The sequence below is a fragment of the Nonomuraea sp. KM88 genome, assembly GCF_052245635.1.
Classification (GTDB): Bacteria; Actinomycetota; Actinomycetes; order Streptosporangiales; family Streptosporangiaceae; genus Nonomuraea.
The window spans coordinates 26,343-50,409 of record NZ_JBQQCC010000030.1 but is presented as its reverse complement, the minus strand read 5'-3'; the positions used below and the strand labels follow the sequence as shown (position 1 = coordinate 50,409).

Sequence of the window (24,067 nt, the reverse complement as noted above, 5' to 3'; positions counted from 1 at the left end):
GGCGGGTTCACGGGCGGCCCAGCGCCGCGCAGCGGGCGCGGACTGCCTCCGCCTGCGTGTCCCCGAGAGCGTCGTAGCACTCCACGGCCCGCTTCCAGGCGTCCAGCGCGGCCGCCGTGTCGCCCGCCGCCGCGTGCGTCTCCCCGAGCCGGACCAGCGTCTGCGCGGCAGGGTGGAGGTCGTCGCACTCCTGGAACAGTTCGGCCGCCCGCTCGTAGCCGGCCACCGCCCGCGTGTGGTCGCCCATGGCGTCCAGCACGTAGGCGATGCTGTCCCAGGCATGCCCCTCGCCCTGGGCGTAACCGAGGTCGGCCAGGATGGCCTGCGCATGGCTGCAGTCGGTGAGCGCCTGGTCGTACTCACCGAGCTGGGCGCGCCACCAACCGGCGTTGTTCAGCGCCCGGGCCTTGCCGATGGTGTCCCCGCCCTCCTCGAAGAGCTCCAGGGCCCGGAGCGCGTGGCGGAGCTCCTCGCCGGGCCGTACCCGGCTGACCGGGACCGTCAGGCCCAGGTGCAGGTGCGCCTCCAGGACGGGCTCACCGAGGTCGCGGTGGAGCTCGATGGCCTGGTCGAAGTGCGTGACCGCCTTCTCGTCGTGGCCGAGCTTGGCGCGGGCGCGGGCCAGGCGGCTGTGACTGCCGGCCTGCGCCAGGCGGTCACCGAGCCGCGCGGCGGCGCCCAGCGCCACCGCCTCGACGTGCAGGATCTCCTCCCAGGGGCCGCGGCGCTGCATGAACTCGCCGAACCCCCAGGCCAGCTGCCAGGCGTGCCGGTCCAGTCCGGCCTCGGCCGCCTCCGACACCACCGCGGGCAGCGCCACCGACTCGGCGGCGTACCAGCGCAGGGCCTCCCCCTGCCCGGCGAAGTGCTCCACGGCGACGCCAGGGGCGGGCGGGTCCGGCTTGACGCGTTCGCGGTGCGGGTAGCAGATGGCGCTGGCCGCGCAGGCCGAGTGCAGGTAGTGGTCCAGCAGGCGGCGGGTGGCGGACCGGCGCACGGTGCGGCTGTCGGTGGCGCGGGCCTGCTCGGCGGCGTACGCGCGCAGCAGGTCGTGCAGGCGCACGCGGCCGCGGGCGGAGTGGTCGACGAGGTTGGCGCGGTCGAGGTGGTCGATCAGCTTCCGCGTACGCTCCACGGGCAGGGCGGCAAGGCTCGCCACCGCGGTCACCGGAAAGTCCGGTCCGGCCTGCCTGCCGAGATGGCGGAAGAGGCCGGCCGCCTCCTCGGTGAGCTCGCGGTAGGACCGGGCGAACACGACGCGCAGGTCGATCGCGGGGTCGGTGTCGGCGAACGGTTCCAGGCCGGTTTCCGCTCGTTCGAGGTCGGCGGCGACCTCGGCCAGGGGCAGCTCGCTCCGCCGTACCATCCGCGCCGCCACGATGGCCAGGGCCAGCGGCAGGCGCCCGCACCTGTCGATGATCAGCTCCGCGGCCTCGGGCTCGGCCGCCAGGCGGGCCTCACCGACCCGGGCGGCCAGCAGGTCGCGGGCCTCCTCACGAGAAAGGACTCCCAGATGGAGGAGGGACGCTCCGACGGTGACCGACAGCGAGGGCAGCTCGGACCGGCTCGTGATCAGCGTCAGCGACCCAGGCGCGGTGGCCAGCAGCGGAGCGACCTGCTCGGCGCCGCGGGCGTCGTCGAGCATGACGAGCACCCGGCGGTCGGACACCAGACTGCGGTAGAGCCCGATCTGCGCCTCGACGCCGGAGGGCACCTGGCTCTCCGCGACGCCGAGCGCGCCGAGGAAGCGGGGCAGGACCGCGCGTGCGCCGGCGGGGTCGAGGGCGCCGAGGTCGGCGTAGAGCTGGCCGCCGGGGAAACGGTCGCGGTGCAGGTGGGCCCAGCGCAGCGCCAGCGACGACTTGCCCACTCCCGGCGGTCCCGAGATCACGCACACGGCGCCGGCGGCGGCCAGCCCATCCAGCTCGGCCTTCCGGCCGACGAAGCACCCGAGGCGGACGGGCAACTGCGCGGGTACGGGACGTTCGGCCTCGGCCACCTCGCCCTGCCGCAGCAACATGCGATGGACCTGGCGCAGCGCCGTCCCTGGTTCGACGCCCAGTTCCTCGGCGAGCGTGTGGCGCACGCCGGCGAAGCAGGTCAGCGCCTCGGCCGTACGCCCCGACGCGTGCAGCGCCTCGATCAGCGCGACGGCGACCAGCTCGTCCAGCGGGTACTCCTCCGCCAGCGGCGACAGCGCCGCCACCGCGGCTCCCGGATCGGCTTCGGCCACCGAACGCGCCCACCGCAGCAGGATCTCCTTCCGCTCGTCCCGCAGCCGCCGGCGGGCCCGCTCGGCCCATTCGCCCGGCAGCCCTGTCAGCGGGTCACCGTGCCACAGCGCCAGCGCCTCACTCAGCGGCGGCCGGGGATCCGGTACGGCTGCCGCCCGCTCGGCGAGGCGGCGGAACCGCGACAGGTCCACGGCGGACTCGTCCACGTCGAGCAGGTAGCCGCCGAGCTTGCGCAGCACGTCGCCGTCGTCGCCGAGCACCTCGTGGCGGAGGTGGGTGATGATCGTGTACAGGGTGTTCCGCGCGCCGGACGGGATCCGTTCGCCCCAGATGCGGGTCAGCAGCGTCTCGACGGGAACGACCCGGCCGACCTCCCAGGCGAGGGCAGCGAGCGCGAGCGCGGCCTGCGGAGGGCGCACCGCACTGGTCTGATCCGCGCGCTCCAGCTCCACCGGTCCGAGCAACCGAATCAACATGGCTTTCCAGCGTAGTCAGGGGAGATCGACTCCTCCCAGGTTGTCATGTGTTCGGAACAGCATTGAGAAGTCATTGAGAAATCGCTGAGATGCCCGGGTGAGGCTGCCAGGCGAAGGCTCCTCTTCAGGAAGCGAGGGCTCATGAACGCCTTACACGGACTCTGCGACCGCCTTGTCGCACGGCTCGTCCCCCAGGTCAAGGCCTCAGCCTTGGGGTGCTACTGGCAGTGGGACGACAAGCCGCAGCAGTGCTACAAGCGCTGGTGCTGCGAGTACATCAACGGGACCAGGTGCAACGGCTGGGTCCGCTGCTGACCGGGAACAGAAAGCAGGACGTCATGCGGGTTCTCACCAGATTCACCGATCGGCTCGTCGAACGGCTCGTCCCCCAGGTCAGGGCCGCCGCCAGCAGCTGCTGGGAGGAATATCGCACCGTGATGGGCGGCCGGTGCCAGTACCGCAGGTGCTGCACCTACAACACGGGGACCAGGTGCAACGGCTGGTCGTACTGCTAGACGCCGATCCGGTGTCGTGATCCACGGGCCGGGCCCTCTGATCAGGCCCGGCCCTCCGTACCGCGATGAGGAGATCGTGATGGTTTACGCCCTGTGGGCGGCCGTGGTGGTGCTGGCCGTGCTGTGCGCCCTCAACCTGGCGCTGGGCCTGGGCATCATCCGCAGGTTGCGCGAACACACCGAGCGCCTCAACGGCCTGTACGAGCAGGCCGGCGGCGCCCCGCCGCCCTCGCTCCTGCCCGGTGAGACGGTGGCGGAGTTCGAGGTGGAGCACGGGCTGCGCGGGCGTACGCTGGTCGGCTTCTTCTCCCCGTCGTGCGCGCCCTGCAAGGAACTGGCCCCCAAGTTCGCCGAGCTGGCCGCGACGATGCCGCGTGACCAGGTCATCGCCGTGATCGCCGGCTTCCGCGACGAGATCGGGCCGATGCGCGAACTGCTCGAACCGGTCGCCATGGTCGACACGGCCGGCCCGGACGGCGGGTCGATGGCCACGGCGTTCAAGGTGGCTGCCTTCCCCCGGGTCTTCCTCATCGACGACAGCCGTACGGTGCTCGCGACGGGACATGACCTGGCCGACGTGCTGGCCCTTACCGCCGCGCGTGGCTGAGCGGTCCTGGCCGCGCGCCCTGGCCGCCGTCACGGGGCTGGCCTGGCGCAGCGCGCCCGTGACGGTGATCCTCTACGTCGGCGCCACCCTCGCCCAGGCCGCGGTCCCCATCTCCACGACCTGGTTCACCAAAGCGCTGCTCGACGCGCTGACCACCGAGCGCGGCTCCGTGCTCGGCGCGGCGCTCGGGCTGGCCGCCAGCGGCCTGGCCGCAGGCGTGCTGCCGAGCCTGTCCACCTACGCCAACGGCGCCCTCGGCAGGGCGGTCGGCCTGCGCGCCACCGACCGGCTGTTCACCGCCACCGGGAAGTTCGCCGGGCTGCGCTACTTCGAAGACCCCGCCTTCCTGGACCGGCTGCGCCTGGCCCAGCAGTCCACCACCGACTGCCACGGGCTGCTCGGATCCGCTTTCGACGTCGGCAGGGCCGCGCTCACGGTCGCCGGGTTCCTCGGGGCGCTGGCCCTGATCAACCCGTGGATGGCCGTGATCGTGCTGGTCTCGCTCGCGCCCGCGCTCGCCGCCCAGCTACGCCTGGCCAGGCAGTACACGACGATGATGTGGCAGACCAGTCCCGCCCAGCGCAGGGAGTTCTTCTACGGCCAGCTGCTGACCGGCGTCCAGGCCGCCAAGGAGGTCCGGCTGTTCGGGATCGGCGGCTTCCTGCGCGAGCGGATGCTGGCCGAGCGCAGAGGCGTCAACCGCGCCCAGCGCGGCCTGGACCTGCGCAGGCTGGCCACGAACGGCGCGCTCGAACTGCTGGCCGCGCTGGTCGCCGGCGGTGGGCTGGTGTGGGCCGGAATGGCGGCGCGCGAAGGCAGGATCAGCGCGGGAGACGTGGTGATGTTCATCGGCGCGGTGGCCGGCACCCAGCTGGGGCTCAACACGATGGTGCACATGATCGCGCAGATGGCCCAGAGCCTGAGGATGTTCGGCCACTACCTCGACGTCACCCACACCCCGCCCGACCTGCCCGCGACGGCCACCGCCCCGCTGCCGGCGCTGCGGCGCGGCATCGAACTGCGTGACGTGTGGTTCCGGTACGGCGACGACCACCCCTACATCCTGCGCGGCGTCGACCTGTTCATCCCGTACGGCGGCACCATCGCCCTCGTCGGGCTGAACGGAGCGGGCAAGAGCACCCTGGTCAAGCTGCTGTGCCGGTTCTACGACCCCACCAAGGGCACGATCCTGTGGGACGGGGTGGACCTGCGCCGCTGCGACCCCGCCGACCTGCGCGCCAGGATCAGCGCCGTCTTCCAGGACCACATGGCCTACGACCTGTCCGCCGCCGAGAACATCGGCCTCGGGAACCTTCCCCTGATCGGCTCCGAACCCGACATCCAGGCCGCCGCCCGGCGGGCCGGCGTCCACGACACGCTCGTCGCGCTGCCGCGCGGCTACGACACCCTGCTGACCCGGCTCTTCTTCAGCGACGGCGACGAGGACTCCGCGTCCACCGGGGTCGAGCTGTCGGGCGGGCAGTGGCAGCGCATGGCCATCGCCCGCGCGCTGCTGCGCGACCGGCCCGACCTGATGATCCTCGACGAGCCCAGCTCGGGGCTGGATCCCGAAGCCGAGCACGACATCCACGTCCGGATGCGCGCCGGCCGGTCAGGGCGTACCAGCCTGCTCATCTCCCACCGGCTCAACACCGTGCGCGACGCCGACCTCATCGTCGTGCTGGAGGAGGGGCAGGTGGCCGAGCAGGGGCGGCACGAGGAACTGATGGACCGGGAGGGCCCTTACGCCAGGCTGTTCACCCTGCAGTCGGCGGGCTACGTCACGGAGCACACCGCATGAGATACGTGGTGGGAGTCGTGCTGGGCGCTGTCGCCGTCCTGGTGTGGCTGCGCGGGCGGTTCGTCACGGTCACGGTCGAGGGCGCCAGCATGGAACCCACCCTGCACCCGGGCCAGCGGCTGCTGGCCCGGCGCACCAGGGGCGTGACCGGCGAGGTCGTGATCGTGCGCAACCCGCACCCCGTTCCGCCGCTGCTGGTCAAGCGGCTGGCCGCCTGCGAAGGCGAGCGCCTGCCCGCGGTGCTGGGCGGCGGGCTGGTGCCCGCCGGGCGCGTCGCGGTCCTCGGTGACAACCCGCCCCGGAGCGTGGACTCCCGGCACTTCGGCCTGTTGCCCGCCTCTCATGTGGTGGCGGTCATCAGGTCCCTGCCGCCACGAGAGGGACGGTAGCCGATCATGCGGTACGTCGAGGTGGCGAGCGGGCTGCTGCTGGTCACGGTGTTCGCGCTCGCCCTGGCGGGCAAGGTCCGCGGCCGTCGGGCGTGGGAGGGGTTCGTCGAGTCGCTCAGGGAGATGGCCGTGATCGGCCGGGCGGTCGTCCCGATGGCCGCCGTGGCCGTCACCGCGGGGGAGGCCGCGGTGATCGTGCTGGTCCTGGTGCCGCCACGCTGGGCCGGGACGGCGGGATTCGCGCTGGCGGCGGTGCTGCTGGGCTGCTTCACCCTGGCTGTGGGCGTGGTCGCCCGCAGGCCCGCTCCGGTGCCGTGCCGTTGCTTCGGCCCCTCCGAGACACCGGTCGGCGTGGCGCACGTGGTGCGCAACCTGATCCTCGTCACGGTGTCCCTGCTCGGGCTGGTGGGATCGCTGGCGAACGACTCCGCCGACCCGATGATCAGCGCGGCTGCCGGAACGCTGGGCGCTGTACTGGGACTGCTGCTGGCGCGATGGGACGACCTCGCGGCGCTGCTGAGGCCGTCCTGGTGAACGCCTCGCGCTCGCCTGCCGGGCGGCGTGGAACGGTCACACCAGGGCGGCGACCGCGCGCAGGGTGACGCCCGTGCCGACGAGCAGGACGAGCGCGGCGGTCATGGTGGCGCTGTAGGGGCGCAGGCGCTGCAGCCGTCCCACCAGGGTGAGGTCACCCAGCTTGCGCAGGGCGAGCGCGGCGGCCAGCAGCGTGAACGCCATGCCGAGCCCGTAGCAGACGACGGTCATGACACCAAACACGGTACGTCCCAGCGCCACCGCGCCGAGCAGGACGACCAGGGCAGACGGGCTCGGCACCAGCCCGCCGGCCACGGCCAGCGCCACCACACCACCCGACCGCCGCCCCTGCCCGTGGCCGTGACCATGCCCGTGGTCGGGGACGGGGACGGGGACGGGGCTGCGGCGGCGGGCGGAGCGGAGCAGGCCGACGCCGATCAGGGCGATGATGAGGCCGCTGGCCACCCCGAGCCACCTCAGCACCGCCTCCCCCGTGAACGACGCGGTGAGCGTGACGAGCACGCCCAGGACCAGCACCCCCGCCGTATGGGTGGCGGTGACCGTGGCCGCGACGGCGACCGTGTCCCGCAAACGTCTGTCCCGTCCGGCGAGGTAGGCGGCCATGACTGTCTTGCCGTGGCCGGGCATCGCCGCGTGCACGGCTCCGAGCAGCAGCGACAGGAACAGGGCCAGCATGCCGAGCGGCACGGTCAGCCGGTCGGCGCCGACCAGCGTGTTCAGCCGGTCGGCCAGCAGAGCGGTGTAGCGGGTGATGGTGTCCACGCCCGGCACGGTCACGGACGTTGCGGCGTCTCCGGCCCCCGGCTCCACCGTGACGCGCGCTCGGCGTACGTCGAGCGGGGAACTGAGCAGGTCGGCGGGGTAGTCGCGCAACCCGCCCGACACGCTGTGCGCCGGCACGCTGGAGGCGCTGAGCCGCACGCCGTCTCCCCGGGCCGTGATCTCCCGCCAGCCCACGGTGCCGGCGCGGTGGGTGTTGGCGAAGGTGAGGGTGAGCGGCCGGTCCACCCGCAAAGGCGCGGTCAGGCGGCACGTCAGCCTGCTGGTACGCAGCCCCGCGGCCCCCGCCTGGTAGGCGAAGGACGCCTCGGTGACCCGCCAGGCCAGCGGCCGCCCCTCCACAGTGCCCCTGACGGTGTCGCGCAGCCCAGCGCAGGCACGACGGGCGTGGGCGTCCACGGGGCCGCGTACCGGCTGCTGCAGGGTCGGGATCTCGGCGCTGTCCACAATCGAGACGAGCTCGATCCGGTCGCGGTGAATCGTCAGTCCGTCGTAGTGGTTGACGCTGAAGTTGCCCAGCGGATGCGCGGCCAGCGCTGCGGAGACCAGAGGGGCGGCCAGTGGAACGATCATGCCGTCGCCGCCAGCAGCTTGCGCGCCCGTGCGGCCCCAGCCGGGGAGAAGTGCGGGTTGATGGACAGAGCCCTGGTCAGGTGGGCGCGGGCGGAGGTGGTGTGCCCGAGCGCCTGCTCTATCTCGCCGCGGTGGTAGGCGAACAGCGCGTGGTGCCCGCCGAGCCTTTCCGCGCGGGCGGCGTACGTGGCGGCCTCGGCATGGCGGCCCGCCCGGTGCAGTGCCCAGCCCAGGGCGTCGGCGACCTCGATGCTCCGGCGCCGTTTCCACTCCGCCCGCAGGTGCCGGACCGCGGTGTCCGGATCGCCGTGATCCGCTTCGTACGTGCCCATGGCCAGGTGGTCGGTCTTCCCGGCGGCGGCTAGGAGCTTGTGCTGGGCGGTGAACACGGCGTACTGACGCCTGGCCCCCGCCCGGTCGCCGAGGTGTTCGAGCAGTTCGCCGTACTCGACGACGAACGACGGGGCCCGGGCGACGACGGCGGCGTAGCCGCGCCGCGCCTGGTCGACGTGGCCGAGCGCGGCCTGTGCGCGGGCCTTGCCCACCTGCGAGGGCACGTGCCCGGGATCGGTGGCCAGCGCCTCGGCGTAGGCGGCGAGCGCGGGGCGCGGGTCACCGGTTTCCCAGGCCAGGTCGCCGAGTTGCCCCTGGCAGAAGGCGTACTCGGCGGGGTCGCCGGCGATCGCGCACGCGCGGTGCAGCAGTTCGCGTGCGGGCCCCGGCCGCCCGTGCACCCGCTCCAGGCGTGCGGCCCTGGTGAAGGAGGCGAAGTCGGGGCGGCCGTCGAGCATGTGCCGCAACGTGCTCTCGGCCTGGCGGTAGTGGCCGAGTTCGAGGTGGGCGTCGGTGAGCACGCCGTAGAGCGGCCAGCGGTAGGGGGCGGCCTTGCGGGCCCGTTCGGCCCATCGGACCGCGTCGGCGAAGTCGTGCCCGGCGTTGGCCAGCGCGCCCATGCCGATCACGGCGTCGATGTACGGCTCACCGTCGCCCGTGGGCAGGCGCATCGAACGTTCGAACGCGCCCTTGGCCTTGGCGTGGTAGGCGCCGTCGGCGGTGCGGCGGGCCTGCTCCAGGTACAGGAAGCCGAGGCCCGCCCAGGCCGCCGCGTCGTCCGGGTGACGGCGCAGGCGGTTCTGGGCGTCCTCGATGGACCCGGCCAGGTCGTGCGGCGACCACCCCGCCTGCCTGGGCGTTGGTTCGTCCCGGCGCAGGGCGCCGCCGGGGGCGTACAGGGCCAGCAGCACGCATCCCAGCAGCAGGCATCCCAGCAGGGGCAACGATCGCCGTATACGACTCATCTGATCGGGTGTCCTCGGTGTGGGCTCAGACGGCGGTGACGGGCAGCGCCAGGTAGGGGAAGCTGCCGGAGATGGGTTTGAGCAGGAACGCCGGGTTGTCCTCGGCGATGAGCCCCGGAGCGCCGGGCCCCGCGGGCTCGCCCAGGAGCATGCGCAGGTTGACGGTCACGACGTCGTCGATGAGGCGGCGGCCGTTGGGGTAGCCCTGCTCGTCGCCCTTGAGCAGGCCGTACTTGTCCGGCTCGGCGGCGACGGGCGTGCTCATGTTGAGGCGCAGCTCCTCCGCCTTGACGATGCGCGAGACGTCCCGGTTGAGCAGGTGGGAGTTGAGGTCGCGGTTGATCGGCCCGTCGCCCCGCGTGGTCAGGCCGGTGAGGTAGATCTCCTCCAGGTCCTTGCGCGGGGTCGGCGGCGCCGCGACCTTGGCCTGTTTCGCGACGACCTTGGCCTGGTCGGGGTCGAGCGTGGACGGCATGACGAGCCCGCCGCTCTCGTCGCCGTCGGGCCGCAGCGTGTTGAAGCGGTCGCGCTGCTTCAACGGAATGATGACCTCGTTGAAGTTGGGGTTGCCCAGCCGCGAGACCTGCTTGAAGCCGGCGGACTCTGAGCCGAGCACGCCGCTGGACCTGCGGGAGGCGGTGGTCCAGACGCCTATGACGGGGTTGGCCGCGGGGTCGCCGCCGAGCGCCAGCTCCGACTTGGGGATCTGCAGGGCCAGCGAGCTGACGTTGAGCGGCACGCCGGTCTTGACCGGGAAGAACGGCAGCCCGAACCTGAGCAGGTTGACCGCGTGGTTGTCGGAGTAGAACGGGTCGGCGGCCGTGCCGGTGAAGACCTTGCCCCCTCCCGGCAGGTCACGGACGGCCTTGCGGCGCAGCTCCGGATAGTTCGGCGTGGCCAGGGCGCCCATGTCGGTGGGAGCGACATAACCGTCGCGCACGAGCGTCTCCCACTTGCTGTCGCGCAGCCTGGTCAGCGTGTAGCTCTGCTCAACCAGGGCGTCGGCCGGACCCGCCTGGTGCTTGCGGACCAAGGAGGGCACCGGCAGCCCCTTGGTGGTGAACGTCCAGCGGTAGGTGACGGCGGCCCGGCCGGTGCCGGTGTTGTCGATGTGCACCTCGTAGCGGGCGCCGGTGTCGAACTGGTAGGGCTTGTTCGGCACCTGGAAAGGGATGTAGTTGGCCACGATCGTGACCGTGTCCTGGCGTTCGGGGCTGATGAAGGCGTACAGGTCGGTCGCGTCGACCTGCTTGTCCCGGGTGGTCGCGGGGGCGTCCCAGTGGCTGGTCGCCGTGCCCGGCCGCATGGAGGGGCCGAGCAGCACCGTGGTCGTCAGCATGGCTATGGCGGCGCCGCCGGTGGTGGCCCACGTCCACCGGCTTCTCGCGCTGGTCACTTGCATCTGTCTCTCGTTTCGCCGGCACCCGGCCGTGCCCGCGGGCACGGCCGGGCGGATCTCAGGTCTGGGGAGGTCGCCCTACGGCACGTACTGGACGACCGCGTCGAGGTTGGCCAGGTAGGCGCCCTCGTTCAGCGGGATGCCGGTGAGCTGCCTGACGGTCCGGCTGAGGTAGGGGCTGACGTAGAACGGCCAGTGCTTGGGCCCGATGCCGCCTTCGAGCGGCCGGGGCGTGGGAACGTACGGGGCGAACTCCGACAGCCGGTAGGTGGCCACGAGCTGCTCGCCCTGGGGCCGGCCGTCGATCTCGACCTGAGCGTGCGCGCCGTCGGGGCGCAGGTAGATGTCGTGGATGGCGACCCTGTGCCCGCTCCTGACGTCGTTGATGACGAACCCGCCGGGGTAGTAGACCCCGTTGCACGGGTCGATGTGGTCCTGCTTCCACCCGATGGGCATGTAGATGCCCCTGTTGCCGGGCTTGGCCTGCATGGGGGCGAGGCCCTCCACCCGGGCGCCGCGCTCGTCGAGGAGCCTGATGATGTCGTTGCCGAAATCGAAGTTCGCGTGCCCCTTCGGGCCGAAGTAGGGGAACTCGAAACACGTGGCGCTCGGCGGCTGAATGGATGGGCTGCCGGGGATCGCGGGAGCGGCCCCCGCGGGGGCGGCCGTCGCCGCGATTATCGCGGCGCCGATCATGAGTGTTCCGGTAATGCGGGAAAGGGTGCGCATGGCTGTCGTCCTTTCGTTGTCACGAGACGGTCAAACGCCTCTGACCTGCAATGACATGCTCAACGTAGTGAAGATGTCACTCCTTGTAAAGGGAGTGTAAATGCAGTCATCGAAAGGCCGGCACCGGTAAATCGGGTGCACAAAAACAATGCGTGGCGTGGCCAGTTGTGCGGGGTGCAAAAGGAGAAAGGCGCCCGGTTTTGGGGGCGCCTTATGGTGGCCTCAGATTCCGGTGGCTGGGGAGGGTGGGACGGTGGCCGTGGGGGTCGCGCGCATGCTGGTTGCTCCTTGGAGGGAGATGGGGAGGCGCAGCGGGGCGGCGCCGGGGCGCCGCGCTCACATAGTGTAGTTATACCACTGCACAGAGCCTCGGTCAGCGGTCGACGGCGCAGGCGTCCCTGTTGAGGGAGAACCTGCTCGGCAGGGACGTGTCGCCCGTGTGGCTGACGAGATAACCCAGCGTGACGCTGCCGCCAGGGGCGATGGAGCCGTTGTGGGCGGCGTTGACCGCGGTGACGATGTCGCCGCTCTGGGTGAGGTCGGTGTTCCAGTCGGAGATGACGGTCTGCCCGCGCGAGAGGGGGAATCTCAGCGTCCACCCGTTGATCGGGGTGGTGCCGGTGTTGGTGATGGTGAGGTCGACGGTCATGCCGCCACCCCAGGTCTGCGTGGTGTGCCCGATGAGGCAGGCCGGCTTCGCGCGTTCGAACGAGACGCGGTGCAGGCCCCCGGGAAGGTCGTTGACGACGTACAGCTCGCCCTCCGGCGTGGCGCCGAACGCGGTGACCTGCGTCGGCGTCTGGCCGATCTCGGCCTGGTGATAGCCGCCCGCGCCGTCCTCGCGCAGCGCCCACACGGTGGAGGAGCAGTAGTCGGTGGCGATGTAGGTGCCGCCGACCAGGTCGGCGAACTCCTCGCCGTGATAGACCTGCCCGCCGATGACCGCGCAGCCGCCGGTGTGCGGGGAGTAGGTGAAGACCGGCTCGGTGTAGTCGGCGCCGGAGTCGCACTGGGTCTCGTCGAACACCTCCAGCCCCTCGTAGCAGGACCAGCCGAGGTTCGCGCCGGACTGCCGTCCGGGCTTGATGTGGTTGATCTCCTCCCACCTGCCCTGGCCGACGTCGGCGATCCACATCGAGCCGTCCGCCGGGTCGACGGAGAAGCGCCAGGGGTTGCGCCCGCCGTACATCCAGATCTCCTCGCGCGCGCCCGCGACGCCGGCGAACGGGTTGTCCTCGGGTACGCAGTAGGCCAGGTCGCCGCAGCTCCGGCTGACGTCGATGCGCAGGATCTTGCCCAGCAGGGTGTCCACGCGCTGCCCGGAGTCGAAGGGGTCGCCTGAGCCGCCGCCGTCGCCGATGCTCATGTACAGGTTGCCGTCGGTGCCGAAGGCGATCTGGCCGCCGTTGTGGTTGCTGTTCTCGGCGTGCTCCTGGGAGAGCAGGGGTTCGAGGTTCGCGTCGTCCAGCCCGTACCGTGCCAGGGTCACCGCGCCGTCCGGCAGCGCCGTGTAGGCGAGGTACACGTCATGGCTCTCGGCGAAGTCGGGCGAGAGGGCGATGCCGAGCAGCCCGCGCTCGTTGCCGGACTCGTCCACCGACGCCGTGATGTCGATGATCGGGGTCTGGCCGAGACCGGTGTCCGGGTGGTAGACCCGCACGGTCCCGCGCTTCTCGGTGACGAACAGCCTGTCCGTCCCGTCATCGGGTGCGGCGATGGCGGTGGGGCGGCGTAAACCGAAGGCGACCTGGGTGGTGACCGTGTTGATCTCCTCCAGCGGCACCTCGGAGACGGACGTCGCCGCGGCGACCGGTGGGGTGAGCACGCCCACGGGGGCGAGCAGCGGCAGGGTCAGGGCGAGCAGTGCGGGGGCGGCCCAGCGTTTACCTGGCATGAGGGACTCCAGAGGCGAGGCGTCGTCGGATCGGACGGTATAGGCTCGCCCGCCGTCCCAACCAGGGCGGCGATCAAGATGTACGCGCGGAGCTGACGCGCCAGGCCATTGACACCATCTCACCTGCGGTGATGCGACATCCTCCGGCAAGGGCCGCCACCGGCCGCATGAAACGTACATCGCCCAGCGCGCGCGTGGCCGCCCGTTCGAGGCGCTGCTGTCCGCCGTCCGTGTGGGCGGTGCTGGCCGGTGCGGACTCGGTCGACGTCGAGGCGCTCAGTCAACAACCGCGAGGTGGTCGGCGGCGCCCCCGTGCCACTCGATCATGAAAAGGGTGGCGTCGTCGCTGGTGCGTTCGCTCCGTTCCTGCTTCAGCGTGTGGGAGAGCCGACGCAGATCCGCCCGCACTCCCTCCGACGCTTCTTCCCCCAGGCGCTTGACGCAGCGGATGAGGCGTTCCTCACCGAACGGCTCGCCACCGGCGACGCGCTCCTCGATGATGCCGTCGGTGTAGCACAGCACCCGGTCGTCCCGCTGGAGCATGTGCACTGCGATCCGGGGCTCCTCTCCGCCGAAGCCTACGGGCAACGTCGTCGCGCTCTCCAGCGTGCGCGCGACCCGGCCATCGCGGATCAGCAGCGGCGCGGGATGTCCCGCGTTGACCAGCTCCAGCTCACCGGTGGTGATGTTCACCTGCATCAGCTGCGCCGTGACGAAGTGGTCAGGCCCGAACTGCCGGGAGATGGCATCGTCCATGAAGGCGTACTTCTCCGCCAGGCTGATGAACACGCGCCGGGCATGCCGGTAGGCGCCGATGGCGATGGTCGCCATCGAGGCGGCGTCCAGGCCGTGGCCCATCGCGTCGATCACGGCCACTTGCAGGATGTTGTCGTTCAGGGCGTAGTCGAAGCTGTCGCCGGCGACGCGGTAGGCGGGCTCCAGGATGCCGGCCACCTCGATCTGCGGCACGGACATCGACAGCGGCGGCAGCAGGCTCCATTGGATCTCCGCGGACACGCTCATCGGCTCCCGGCGCCGGGTCAGGAAGAACTGGTCGGTGTAGGCGTTCTTGGTGACCAGCATGTCGGCGACCAGACCGGCGAGCCGGCGTAGCAGGCGCCGGTCGTCGTCGGTGACGGCGTCCAGGGTCAGGGCCATCACCCCCACCTGATCGCTTCCGTCCAGCAGGGGCAGGTACATCCGTACGCCTCTGACCTGCGCAACCTCGACGACATCCGCGCTCAGGAAGGCCCGGCCGGCGGGGGAGTCGGCCATCGGCTTGGGCTGGCCCATGTGCAGCTTCCTGCCCGAAAGCGGCACCAGCAGCTCTTAGGCGTAGTCCTGGAGCAGGATCGAGACGTCACGGCCGCCAACCCTGGCCACTTCCTCCGCGATCAGCGGGGCGATCAGCTGCGGCGGCATCAGCCGTGCCCTGTCCAGCAGCAGGCCGAGCAGGCGCTCACCGAAACCCTCCGACCGGTCCACGATCTCCTCGCCCATGGCCGGGCTCACCCCCTCTTCCCCCGCCACTGATTTCATCTTCGGACGACGCTCGCGCTCCGGTGAGAGGTTCACCGAGGACATCGCCCGGCTGGCCACTGTCAGGGCGTGTCGTGGCAGCCCGCCGCTACAGGTACTGACCCGCCTCGGCGCTGGCTGTCTTCGACACACGCGCCGACACCACGTTGGCGAGGTTGATGACCACGCCGTTCACTTCGGTCTCACGGCCATATCTCGCTCGCATCAACACCAGGCCGCGCCGCTCGTCCATGGCACGGGCGATCGCCGCCACCGCCTCCGGTTCCCCGTCGAAGTCCCCGCTCATCACGGAGACGTCTTCGCCGCTTATCAGGTGGAATCGAATGATCAGTGCGACATTCTCCGGCACGGTCGGCTCCTTTCACCAGAATCCGCAAGGGACCTCCTGCCCAGGGTCGAATGCTGTAGGCGGCTGCCCTCCACATTCGCCTCCTGCGGGGCGGACGCGGTGCCCTCCAATCAAGCTGGGACACGGAAGTGACCATCGCGGCACCCGCTGCGCACCGGTTTGTTGCTCTGGTCAGTGGTCGGTGATGAGGGCGTCCAAGGCGGCTTCCTTGTCGACTTCGCTCGGCAGGGCGTAGCGGCGTGTTTCTGGAAGCTGATCCGGCTGGTTGCGTGATCTTGAGGGCATGTTTCCGGAAACCACCTGGTCAGCCTACTTCCAGAATTGGGAAATTCCGGAAGTAGGAGGTAAGATAAACGTACCGAGGACTTTTCGAGCGTTGGCACTCAGGTCTGCGTCGCCCCCGGCGAACCACCACCGGCCTCTTCGGGGGCCCGGACAGGTCAGGCGACCATGACGCCGACACTTCTTTCTCCACCCGCACCGCTCAGCTCCACCTCATCCGCGATCCCCCGGGTCGATTCTGCGCTACGGCTCGGTCTCCATCCGGTGCTGGATCGGCGAGCTGTGGTGGACGGGGCCTGGTGGCCCTACTCCCGCGACGCGGCCACCGAACTGCCCGGCCTCATCGCCGCCGTCGACCGGCTGCTTGGCCGTGTAACGCTCCGCATCGGCCTGCATGGCGATGCGTGGCAGAGCATCCCGCACCGCATCCCGGCACGCGGGCGTCAGGTCCGCGTCGGCTGGTTCCGCCACACCGACCCGCGCCTGATCACTCTCATCTTCGCGGCCGGCGACCCGATCGTCCTGCTGGTCATCCCGCCGGACACCGCCGCCGGTCCCGCTGAGGCCACGCTCAAGCTCACCGCCCAGGACACCGCCGGCTTGAGCGTCGACGACGCTCTCACAGGCGCGCGTTTGCCGCCCGATCCCGTTCCGCCTCTGAGCGGGACGGCCGCCGACGGCACGGCCCGCTGGGAGAATGAGGGCGGGTCAGTCACCGGTCAGCAGCCGCCCTCCCTACCAGACGGCCATCAGCACCGGCGTAACCCGCGTTCCGTCTGCCGACCGGATCAGACGGTAGAAGGACCCGCCCGTTCCGGCGGACCGATCTCCAGCCGGCAGGCATCTCATCCCATTCCAGCTTCTCCAAAGGAATCCGCCATAACTGTCATCGACATCGCGCCACTCGGCGTGGCCGACCGGTCAAAGCCGACCACCGTTCATCTGTCCGGAGAGATCGACATCTTCACCAGCGCAGCGCTCCGCCGTCAACTGCTGAGCACGCTGCACTACAGCACGAGCCTGCTCATCCTCGACCTGTCGCAGGTGTCCTTCTGCGACGCCGGCGGCGTGGGCGTCCTGGTCGGCATCCAGCGCCGCGCCCGGTCGATGGGCATCACCTTGGCGCTGAAAGCGCCCCGCCCGTTCATGTCCCGGCTGCTGCACATCACCGGCCTGGACCGCAGCCTGCCGATGGTGGCGTGACCGGGGTGCGCGCCCAGGCCCCGGCATACGACGGGCGATCTCCGTTCCCGCACGCCGAGCAGCGCCTCAATGTCCATGCCGGGCAGGTGGCACTGACGATCACGATCGTCATCGCGCCGTTCATCGCGCTGGGTGCCGGAATCTGGCTGGCGTGGGGAAGGGGGATCACCCTCACCGACCTGCTGCTGACCGCCGTCTTCTACATCGTGACCGGGCTGGGAGTGACGGTCGGCTTCCATCGGCTGCTGACTCACCGCTCCTTCACCGCCCGCCCCTGGCTACGCATCGTCCTGGCCATGGCCGGATCGATGAGCTTCCAGGGCAACCTCATCGACTGGGTGGCCGTCCACCGCCGCCACCACGCCTTCACCGACCAGCCCGGCGACCCGCACTCCCCCTACCGCTACGGCACCGGTCCTGGCGGGCAACTGCGCGGCCTGGCCCACGCCCACCTGGGCTGGCTGTTCTCCAGCGAACCCACCTCAGCCGCACGGTATGCCCCTGACCTGCTGCGCAACGACCCGGCCATGCTGCGCATCTCACGCGCCTTCCCCGCCTTGTGCGCCGCCTCCCTGCTCCTGCCGTTTGCGGCGGGCTGGGCGATCAGCGGCAGCCCGTACGGCGGGCTGACCGCGTTCATCTGGGCCGGCCTGGTCCGCATCGCCCTGCTGCAACACGTCACCTGGAGCGTCAACTCCCTGTGCCACATGATCGGCGAGCGGCCGCACACCACCCGCCGCCACGACCGCTCCACCGACCTGTGGCCGCTGGCCCTGCTGTCCTTCGGAGAAAGCTGGCACAACGGCCACCACAGCCAGCCCAACTGCGCCCGGCACGGCCGAAGCGGCCGACAAATCGACCCTTCCGCCGCCCTCATCAGCCTGTTCGAACGCCTGAACTGGGCCACCAACGTGCACTGGCAGCCCCCCGAAATCCTCGGCCACCAACGCACGGTGGCCGGCAAACACACGCTGCGCGCCAGCATCCCACGCCCCGGCGAGACAAGAGACCCCGCATAGTCGGTAGTGAAGTGCGCCGATCGGCAGACGTCACAGTAGTCAGCCACGGATCCGGACCATTCGAGTCCTCCGCGTCAGGCCGAGGGACGGTCGTGGAGCAGGGCGGCCAGTTCCACCCGCGAGGTCACGCCCAGCTTGGGGAAGGCCTTGTAGAGGTGGTAGGCGACCGTACGAGGGCTGAGGAACAGGTGCGCGGCGATCTCCCTGTTGCTGGCGCCGGTGGTCGCCATCCGCACGACCTGGAGCTCCTGGGGCGTGAGCGCGGCCAGTCCGGCCGTGGCCGTGGCGGCGGGCTTGGAGCCGTGGCCGGTGGCGCGGAGTTCGGCGTTCGCGCGCTCCGCCCACGCCGTGGCGCCGAGCCGGTCGAAGGCCTCGAACGCGGCCTGCAGGGGTCCGCGGGCGTCGGCGCGGCGGCGTGCGCGGCGCAGCCACTCGCCGTAGGCCAGACGCGTGCGAGCGTGGTCGAAGGCCCGTGGCCGGCCGGAGAGCCCGGCGCGGTCATGGAGTTCGAGAGCCCGTTCGAAGTGGCTTTCCGCGTCGTCGTGGTCGGCGAGCAGCGCGGAGCAGCGGTGCAGCGCGGCCAGTGCCCAGTCGCGGCGCACCCTGGCCGACCAGGCGGCGTAGCGCGCCAGGTGCGGCCGGGCCAGGTCGGCCCTGCCCGCTCTGGCTGCGGCCTCGACCAGGTCGGGGGTCTGCATGATGGCGATCAGCGGATGGCCGCCGCTCACCGCGGCATGGGGCAGGAGGTGGGCCAGCGCCTCGTCGGCGTGGCCGAGCGAGAGGTCGAGCAGCCCCAGCGCCCACGAGGCGATGGCGGCGCTCGGCGGGATGCGCTGCGCCTCGGCGTGGCGCAGGCAGAGCATGGCCCGTTCACGGCATGACTCCTCCTCGCCCGCCACCGCGTCCAGCCAGGCGAGCACCCCTCTGAAGTGGCAGGCGCGGTTGTCCTGGCCCAGCTCCACGGCCAGGTCGAGCCCTTCGGCGGCGGTGGCCGCGGCGAAGTGGTGGCGGCCGGACAGCAGTTCGGCTGAGGCGAGCAGCTGCAGCGCGAGGGGCAACCAGCCGATGCGGCCCGCGGCCCGGCAGGCCCGCACCGCCTCGCCCGCCACGTCGGTCAGCCCCACGTCGTCGCCCACCATGGCGGCGGCCGCGGTCATGATCGCGCCGAGGGGTGTCTCGGGGGTGACCGCGCCGAGCGGCGGCCTGGCGTTCTCCATGCCGTCCACCGGGTGGCCGGCGCCGTCGACGACCTGGCCGAGGGCGAGCACCGTGCCGACCAGAGGCGTGAGCGGGCTGCCGTGCGGGAGAGGGACGGCGGCCAGCGCCTCGGAGGCCGAGCGCGTACGTGCCGGGTCGTTGAGGAACCAGCCGTTCTTCACGGCGTCGAGCAGCATGGTGGCGGCGAGTTCCGGATACGTCCTCGCGATGGGCGCGGAGCGGTCGAGCAGCAGGCGGTGGACGTCGGCCGGGGAGCCGCGGTCGAAGGCGGCGCTCGCGCGGAGCAGGCCGAGCCTGGCCCGGCCCTCGGGGCCGGCGCCGGCGCGCTCCGCCTGGCCGGCGAGCGCCTCGGCGAGCTCGGGGTCGCCCGACGTGCCGGCGGCCTCCGCCGCGGAGACGAGCAGGGCGGCCCGGTCAGGAGCCGAGGCGGTCAGCCACGCCGCCCGCTCCAGCGCGACTGCCGCGGTGCCCGGAGCTCCGCGGCGCAGCGCGCGCAGGGCGCCGCGTTCGAGGTCGCGGGCCACCTCGGCGTCGGGTCCCGTCGCCGCGGCGGCGCGGTGCCAGGCTCCGCGTTCGGGATCGAGCGCTCTGGCCAGCGCCCGGTGCACGGCGAGCCGCCGGCTGAAGGGCGCGTCGTGGTAGACGGCGGTCCTGACGAGGGGGTGGCGGAACACCACCCGGCGGCCGTCGGCGGTGTCCTCGATCGTGACGATGCCCGCCCTCTCCGCGGCGTCCAGCGCCTGCGCGCGTACGCCCAGCTCGCCGGCCGCGCGGAGGACGGCGGCGAGCTCGCCGCCGTCCTCGGCTGCGGCTACGAGCAGCAGCGTGGCCGTGTCCGCGGGGAGGTCGCGAACGCGGTCGGCGTACAGGCGGCGCAGGTGGTCGGGGATCGGCAGCGGGCCGAGCAGCGGGGTGTGGGCGGTGCGCTGGTCCGCGGTGAGCGCCGTGGGCAGGTCGGCGAGGGCCAGGGGGTTGCCGCCGGCCGCGGCGGCGATCCGCTCGCGTACGTGCGCGGCCAGCTCCGGGTGCCGCTCGGCGAGGAAGGCGGAGGCGGAGGCGTGGTCGAGCCCTCGCACGGGCAGCTCGGGCAGCCCGGGGAAACGTGCGGGGGAGCCGTCGCGGACCGCGAACAGCAGCCCGATCGACTCGCCGGTCAGCCGCCGGCCCACGAACCCCAGCGCGTCGGCGGACGGCACGTCGAGCCAGTGCGCGTCGTCCACCACGCAGAGCACGGGGGTTTCCTCGGCCGCGTCGCCCAGCAACGTGAGCATGCCCAGCGAGACCAGCAACCGCCCGCCCGCGCCTTCCGCCGCCGGGCCGCCGTCGCCGGGCCCGGCCAGGCCGAAGGCCCGGGACAGCGCGGCGGCCTGCGGGCCAGGGAGCGCGCGGACGCCTGGGAGCAGGGGGCGCAGGAGCTGGTGCAGAGCCGCGAAGGGCAGGTCGGCCTCGCTCTCGACGCCGTGGACGCGCAGCACGCGGACGCCCTCCGCCCGGCCGGCGGAGTGGTCGAGGAGGGCGGTCTTGCCCGTGCCTGGCTCGCCGGTCAGCAGGAGCGCTGCGCTGCCGCCCGCCCGGACCGCCTCGATGAGGTGCTGGATCCGGCGGAGCTCCGCGTCGCGCCCGTACAGCATGTCTCGGAACCCTAGCCCACGGTCCGCGACCTCCCGCATCCCCACTGTTCGGTTGACGGATTCGGGACCCGGCCGGCTCCTCCTACCGTCGGGGTCCGTAATTACGAGAGGTCAGGGGGTGGCCGGAATGAAGGATCGCGGTGCCGTGGTCGTCACGGGCGCTTCGTCGGGCATCGGCAGGACGACCACGCTGGCGCTGGCCAGGGTGGGGTTCACCGTGTTCGCCGGGGTCAGGAGCGACGCCGCGGCCCAGGAGGTGGCGGCGCTGGCGCCGGGCAGGACGTTGCCGCTGCGGCTCGACGTCACCGACGGACATCTGATCGCGGAGGCGGTCGCGACGGTGTCCGATCACGTGGGCTCCGGCGGGCTGTCCGGAGTGGTGAACAACGCGGGCACCGGCTCGCCGTACCCGCTGGAGCTGATCCCGCTGGACGACCTGCGGCGCGAGCTGGAGGTCAACCTCGTCGGGCAGCTCGCGGTGGCCCAGGCCTTCCTGCCGTTGTTGCGCAGGGGAGCCGGACGGCTGGTGAACGTGGGCTCCGAGGGCGGGCGGATCACGCTGCCGTACATCGCCCCGGTCACCATGCCGAAACACGCGCTCGTGTCGCTCACCGACGCGTTGCGCATGGAGCTGCGCCCGTGGGGGATCCACGTGGTGCTGGTCGAGCCCGGCGCGACCGCGACCGCGGCGCCGGGCAAGATGATCGCCGCCGCCCGGCGGCTCGTCGACGGCCTGCCCGAGCCGGGCAGGCAGCTGTACGGCGAGTCGTTCGGCGCGGTCGTCGACCGGATCGCCGAGCGCAGCGACCGCGGCAGCCCGCCCGACGTGATCGCCCGCGCGATCCTGCGCGCGCTGACCGCGCCCCGCCCGGCGACCCGATATCCCGCGGGCGGGCACGCCAAGCTGCTCACCAAGCTGCCCCGGCTGCTGCCCGACCGCCTGCTCGACCGGCTCTTCCTGCGGATGCTCGGCATGGACCCGGCCTTCGGCGGCCGGCGGCACGAAGCCCGCCCCCGGCCCGCGACCCGAAAGCGAGATGGACGATGACCACTCTGCCCACTGACCCGATCACCTCGCTGGACGCGGACTTCGCGCCGATGGCGTTGCAGGTGGGCGAGTCGATGCTGGCCGTACCAGGACTGAGCATCCGGGAGAAGATGTTCACCTGGATCACCAGCGACGTGTGCGACGGCAATCTCGGGTTGCCGTTCGAGACGCATCTCAAGGTGCTGACCACCGCGGGCGGGGCCTCCTGGCAGACGGTCAGGGAGGTGCTGCGCCACCTGGCGCCGTACGCGGGCTACCCGGCCGTGGTGCGGGCGTTCGTCCGCCTGGCCGAGATCGAGGCCGCGCACCCGGAGGTGAAGGGCGTAGATCTGCCCGCGCCGGAAGCGTGGGAGCCTCCCGCCTACCCGGAGGGCGCCGACGCCGGGCTCGCCGCCTTCGCCACCGATCAGGCCGGGCAGCGGTGGGGGCGGCCGTACCTGACGCCGCGCGAGCGCGCGCTGATCTGCGTGGCCGCCGACGTCGTCCAGCAGACGCTCGGCACGCCCTTCCGCACGCACGTGGAGGCCGCCCGGCGCGCCGGCGTGGAAGGGGAGGAGCTGCGGTGGCTGCTGCGCATGATGGCCGAGCTGAGCGTCGGCCGGTCCATCGAGGCGATGGAGCGGCTCGACGCGTACCTGAAGGGGGGCACGTCGTGAGCGAGGACTTCCCGATGCCACGGGCCTGCCCGTTCGACCCGCCGCCCCGGTACGCCGAGCTCCGCGAGAGCGCGCCGGTCACCCGCGTCTCGATCCCCGGCGGCAGGACGGCCTGGCTGGTCACCGGTCACGCGAACGTACGCGCCGTGCTGTCGAACCCGCATGTCAGCTCCGACCGTACGCATCCCGGCTTCCCCCTGGTCATGCCCGGGTTCGGGCGGCACCTCAGGGGCTCGATCCTGACCATGGACCCGCCGGAGCACAACAGGCACCGGCGGATGGTCACCACCGAGTTCACGGTCAGGCGGGTGCAGGGCATGCGTCCGCGCGTGCAGGAGATCGTGGACGGGCGGATCGACGAGCTGCTGGCCGGGCCGCGCCCCGCGGACCTGGTGCAGGCGCTGTCCCTGCCGGTCCCGTCGCTGGTGATCTGCGAGCTGCTCGGCGTGCCGTACGGCGAGCGAGGGTTCTTCCACGCCCGCACGGCGGAGATCGTCAACAAGGGCACCACGGCCGAGCGGCGCGCGGCGGCGATGGGCGAGGTGCGCCGCTTCCTGTACCGGCTGGTCGGCGAGAAGGTTCGCGACCCTGGCGATGACCTGCTGAGCCGCCTGGTCGTGAAATACCAGGAAGCGGACATGTTCGACCATGAGGCGATGTCCGGGATGGCGCTCACGCTGCTGATCGCCGGGCACGAGACCACGGCGAACATGATCTCGCTCGGGACGCTCGCCCTCCTGGAGAACCCGGACCTGCTCGCCGAGCTTCAGGCGGACCCGACGCTCATGCCCGGCGCGGTCGAGGAGCTGTTGCGCTACTTCACCATCGTCGACCAGGCCACCTCCCGGGTGGCGACGCGGGACATGGAGGTGGACGGCGTGCTCATCCGCGCCGGAGAGGGCGTCATCGCCGCCGCCTCGTCGGCCAACCGCGACCCCCGCGCCTTCGAGGACCCGGACACCCTCGACATCCACCGCTCCGCCCGCGGACATCTCGCCTTCGGCTTCGGCATCCACCAGTGCCTGGGGCAGAACCTGGCCCGGCTGGAGCTGGAGATCGTCTACACCACGCTGTTCCGCCGCGTCCCCGGCCTGAGGCCGGCCGTGCCGTTCGACGAGCTGCCGTTCAAGCAGGACGCGAACGTGTACGGGCTGCACCGCCTCCCGGTGACGTGGTGAGCGGCGTGCCTGCCGGCATGGAGGTCGGCGTCGACCAGGACCTGTGCTGCGCCGCCGGCCAGTGCGTGCTGATCGCGCCCGACGTGTTCGACCAGCGTGCGGAGGACGGCGTCGCGGTCCTGCACGACCCGACGCCGTGCGCGAGGCCGCCCAGGTCTGCCCGGCCATGGCCATCTCGGTACGGGAGGCGCCGTGACCGTCCACGACCATGTGGTCGTGGTGGGTGCCTCGGTCGCGGGCATCACCGCGGCCGAGGCGCTGCGCCGCAACGGCCACAGGGGGAGGCTGACCGTCGTCGGCGCGGAACACAGCGCTCCCTACGACCGGCCGCCGCTGTCGAAGCAGGTGCTGTCCGGGGCGTGGCCGCCGGAGCGGATCGTGTTGCGGCCGCGGGATCGGCTCGCCGCGCTCGACCTCGACCTGCGCCTCGGCGTGGCCGCGACCGGCTTGGACCACGACGGGCGCAGGCTGCGCGTGACCTCTGGCGGCCCGCTCGGCTATGACGCGCTGATCATCGCCACCGGCGTGCTGCCGAGCCGCCTGCCGGGCGACGACCTGGCCGGTGTGCACTACCTCCGCACGCTCGACGACGCCCTCGCGTTGCGTGCCCGGCTCCAGCCGGGGGCGCGCCTGCTGGTCGCCGGCGCGGGCTTCATCCGGGGGCGGCAGCGCACTGTGGCGAAGCTGATGCAAC

At 71.9% G+C, this 24,067-nt stretch carries 21 protein-coding genes and 2 pseudogenes; 13 read left to right on the top strand and 10 right to left on the bottom strand.

Annotated features, from left to right (window positions below; all coding sequences use genetic code 11):
* Positions 1-7: 7 nt before the first annotated feature.
* Positions 8-2,710 (bottom strand): BTAD domain-containing putative transcriptional regulator, encoded by a 2,703-nt coding sequence (locus ACTWPV_RS46595; RefSeq protein ID WP_443156753.1) that lies wholly within the window; start codon positions 2,708-2,710, stop codon positions 8-10.
* A gap of 141 nt (positions 2,711-2,851) precedes the next feature.
* Between ACTWPV_RS46595 and ACTWPV_RS46590 the strand changes: the two genes are divergently transcribed.
* From ACTWPV_RS46590 to ACTWPV_RS46565, 6 genes are all read left to right on the top strand, one after another.
* The gene (locus ACTWPV_RS46590) at positions 2,852-3,025 is read left to right on the top strand and encodes a hypothetical protein (protein WP_347649380.1); all 174 of its coding nucleotides are present in this window, start codon (positions 2,852-2,854) and stop codon (positions 3,023-3,025) included.
* A gap of 23 nt (positions 3,026-3,048) precedes the next feature.
* Complete coding sequence (locus ACTWPV_RS46585; protein ID WP_347649379.1) at positions 3,049-3,225, top strand: hypothetical protein; 177 nt, start codon at positions 3,049-3,051, stop codon at positions 3,223-3,225.
* Positions 3,226-3,304: 79 nt separating this feature from the next.
* Positions 3,305-3,832 carry a TlpA family protein disulfide reductase gene (locus ACTWPV_RS46580; protein ID WP_347649378.1) on the top strand — a complete coding sequence of 176 codons (528 nt, stop codon included), beginning with the start codon at positions 3,305-3,307 and terminating at the stop codon, positions 3,830-3,832.
* Positions 3,825-5,633, top strand: a complete 1,809-nt coding sequence (locus ACTWPV_RS46575) for an ABC transporter ATP-binding protein (protein WP_347649377.1) — start codon at positions 3,825-3,827, stop codon at positions 5,631-5,633. Before ACTWPV_RS46580 ends, ACTWPV_RS46575 begins: the two co-directional genes overlap by 8 nt.
* Entirely contained in the window at positions 5,630-6,022 is a 393-nt protein-coding gene (locus ACTWPV_RS46570; RefSeq protein WP_347649376.1) for a S26 family signal peptidase, read from the top strand. Before ACTWPV_RS46575 ends, ACTWPV_RS46570 begins: the two co-directional genes overlap by 4 nt.
* Positions 6,023-6,028: 6 nt before the next feature.
* Complete coding sequence (locus ACTWPV_RS46565; protein ID WP_443156752.1) at positions 6,029-6,556, top strand: MauE/DoxX family redox-associated membrane protein; 528 nt, start codon at positions 6,029-6,031, stop codon at positions 6,554-6,556.
* Between the two features lie 36 nt (positions 6,557-6,592).
* On the opposite strand, the gene ACTWPV_RS46560 is transcribed toward ACTWPV_RS46565, so the two are convergent.
* From ACTWPV_RS46560 to ACTWPV_RS46525, 8 genes are all read right to left on the bottom strand, one after another.
* The gene (locus ACTWPV_RS46560) at positions 6,593-7,930 is read right to left on the bottom strand and encodes a High-affinity nickel-transporter (protein WP_443156751.1); all 1,338 of its coding nucleotides are present in this window, start codon (positions 7,928-7,930) and stop codon (positions 6,593-6,595) included.
* On the bottom strand, positions 7,927-9,207 hold the full coding sequence (locus ACTWPV_RS46555) for a tetratricopeptide repeat protein (protein WP_443156750.1): 1,281 nt from the start codon (positions 9,205-9,207) through the stop codon (positions 7,927-7,929). The genes ACTWPV_RS46560 and ACTWPV_RS46555 overlap by 4 nt, the downstream gene beginning before the upstream one ends.
* 46 nt (positions 9,208-9,253) lie before the next feature.
* A complete protein-coding gene (locus ACTWPV_RS46550; RefSeq protein WP_443156749.1) occupies positions 9,254-10,630 on the bottom strand; it encodes a DUF4331 domain-containing protein in 1,377 nt (458 codons plus the stop codon).
* 75 nt (positions 10,631-10,705) lie between these two features.
* Positions 10,706-11,356, bottom strand: a complete 651-nt coding sequence (locus ACTWPV_RS46545; RefSeq protein ID WP_443156748.1) for a hypothetical protein — start codon at positions 11,354-11,356, stop codon at positions 10,706-10,708.
* Positions 11,357-11,729: 373 nt separating this feature from the next.
* A complete protein-coding gene (locus ACTWPV_RS46540) occupies positions 11,730-13,250 on the bottom strand; it encodes a PQQ-dependent sugar dehydrogenase (protein ID WP_443156747.1) in 1,521 nt (506 codons plus the stop codon).
* Positions 13,251-13,526: 276 nt separating this feature from the next.
* The gene (locus ACTWPV_RS46535) at positions 13,527-14,543 is read right to left on the bottom strand and encodes a PP2C family protein-serine/threonine phosphatase (protein ID WP_443156746.1); all 1,017 of its coding nucleotides are present in this window, start codon (positions 14,541-14,543) and stop codon (positions 13,527-13,529) included.
* Between the two features lie 36 nt (positions 14,544-14,579).
* The gene (locus tag ACTWPV_RS46530) at positions 14,580-14,780 is read right to left on the bottom strand and encodes a hypothetical protein (protein WP_443156745.1); all 201 of its coding nucleotides are present in this window, start codon (positions 14,778-14,780) and stop codon (positions 14,580-14,582) included.
* Positions 14,781-14,877: 97 nt separating this feature from the next.
* Positions 14,878-15,138, bottom strand: coding sequence for a hypothetical protein (locus ACTWPV_RS46525; protein WP_347649368.1), 261 nt, complete (start codon positions 15,136-15,138; stop codon positions 14,878-14,880).
* A 450-nt stretch (positions 15,139-15,588) separates the two neighbouring features.
* Between ACTWPV_RS46525 and ACTWPV_RS46520 the strand changes: the two genes are divergently transcribed.
* Both ACTWPV_RS46520 and ACTWPV_RS46515 read left to right on the top strand, forming a co-directional pair.
* A complete protein-coding gene (locus ACTWPV_RS46520; protein WP_347649367.1) occupies positions 15,589-16,623 on the top strand; it encodes an STAS domain-containing protein in 1,035 nt (344 codons plus the stop codon).
* Positions 16,620-17,642 carry an acyl-CoA desaturase gene (locus tag ACTWPV_RS46515; RefSeq protein WP_443156744.1) on the top strand — a complete coding sequence of 341 codons (1,023 nt, stop codon included), beginning with the start codon at positions 16,620-16,622 and terminating at the stop codon, positions 17,640-17,642. Before ACTWPV_RS46520 ends, ACTWPV_RS46515 begins: the two co-directional genes overlap by 4 nt.
* Before the next feature lie 74 nt (positions 17,643-17,716).
* Here ACTWPV_RS46515 and ACTWPV_RS46510 read toward each other — a convergent pair whose 3' ends face one another.
* On the bottom strand, positions 17,717-20,491 hold the full coding sequence (locus tag ACTWPV_RS46510; RefSeq protein ID WP_443156743.1) for a helix-turn-helix transcriptional regulator: 2,775 nt from the start codon (positions 20,489-20,491) through the stop codon (positions 17,717-17,719).
* Positions 20,492-20,618: 127 nt separating this feature from the next.
* Between ACTWPV_RS46510 and ACTWPV_RS46505 the strand changes: the two genes are divergently transcribed.
* From ACTWPV_RS46505 to ACTWPV_RS46485, 5 genes and pseudogenes are all read left to right on the top strand, one after another.
* Entirely contained in the window at positions 20,619-21,539 is a 921-nt protein-coding gene (locus ACTWPV_RS46505; RefSeq protein WP_443156742.1) for an SDR family NAD(P)-dependent oxidoreductase, read from the top strand.
* Positions 21,536-22,195, top strand: a complete 660-nt coding sequence (locus tag ACTWPV_RS46500) for a carboxymuconolactone decarboxylase family protein (RefSeq protein ID WP_443156741.1) — start codon at positions 21,536-21,538, stop codon at positions 22,193-22,195. The genes ACTWPV_RS46505 and ACTWPV_RS46500 overlap by 4 nt, the downstream gene beginning before the upstream one ends.
* Positions 22,192-23,373: a cytochrome P450 gene (locus tag ACTWPV_RS46495; protein ID WP_443156740.1), complete on the top strand. Its 1,182-nt coding sequence runs from the start codon at positions 22,192-22,194 to the stop codon at positions 23,371-23,373. The genes ACTWPV_RS46500 and ACTWPV_RS46495 overlap by 4 nt, the downstream gene beginning before the upstream one ends.
* Before the next feature lie 17 nt (positions 23,374-23,390).
* Positions 23,391-23,459 (top strand): annotated as a pseudogene (locus ACTWPV_RS46490) (ferredoxin); the annotation flags it as partial.
* A gap of 10 nt (positions 23,460-23,469) precedes the next feature.
* A pseudogene (locus ACTWPV_RS46485) lies at positions 23,470-23,970 on the top strand (FAD-dependent oxidoreductase); the annotation flags it as partial.
* Positions 23,971-24,067: the final 97 nt, after the last annotated feature.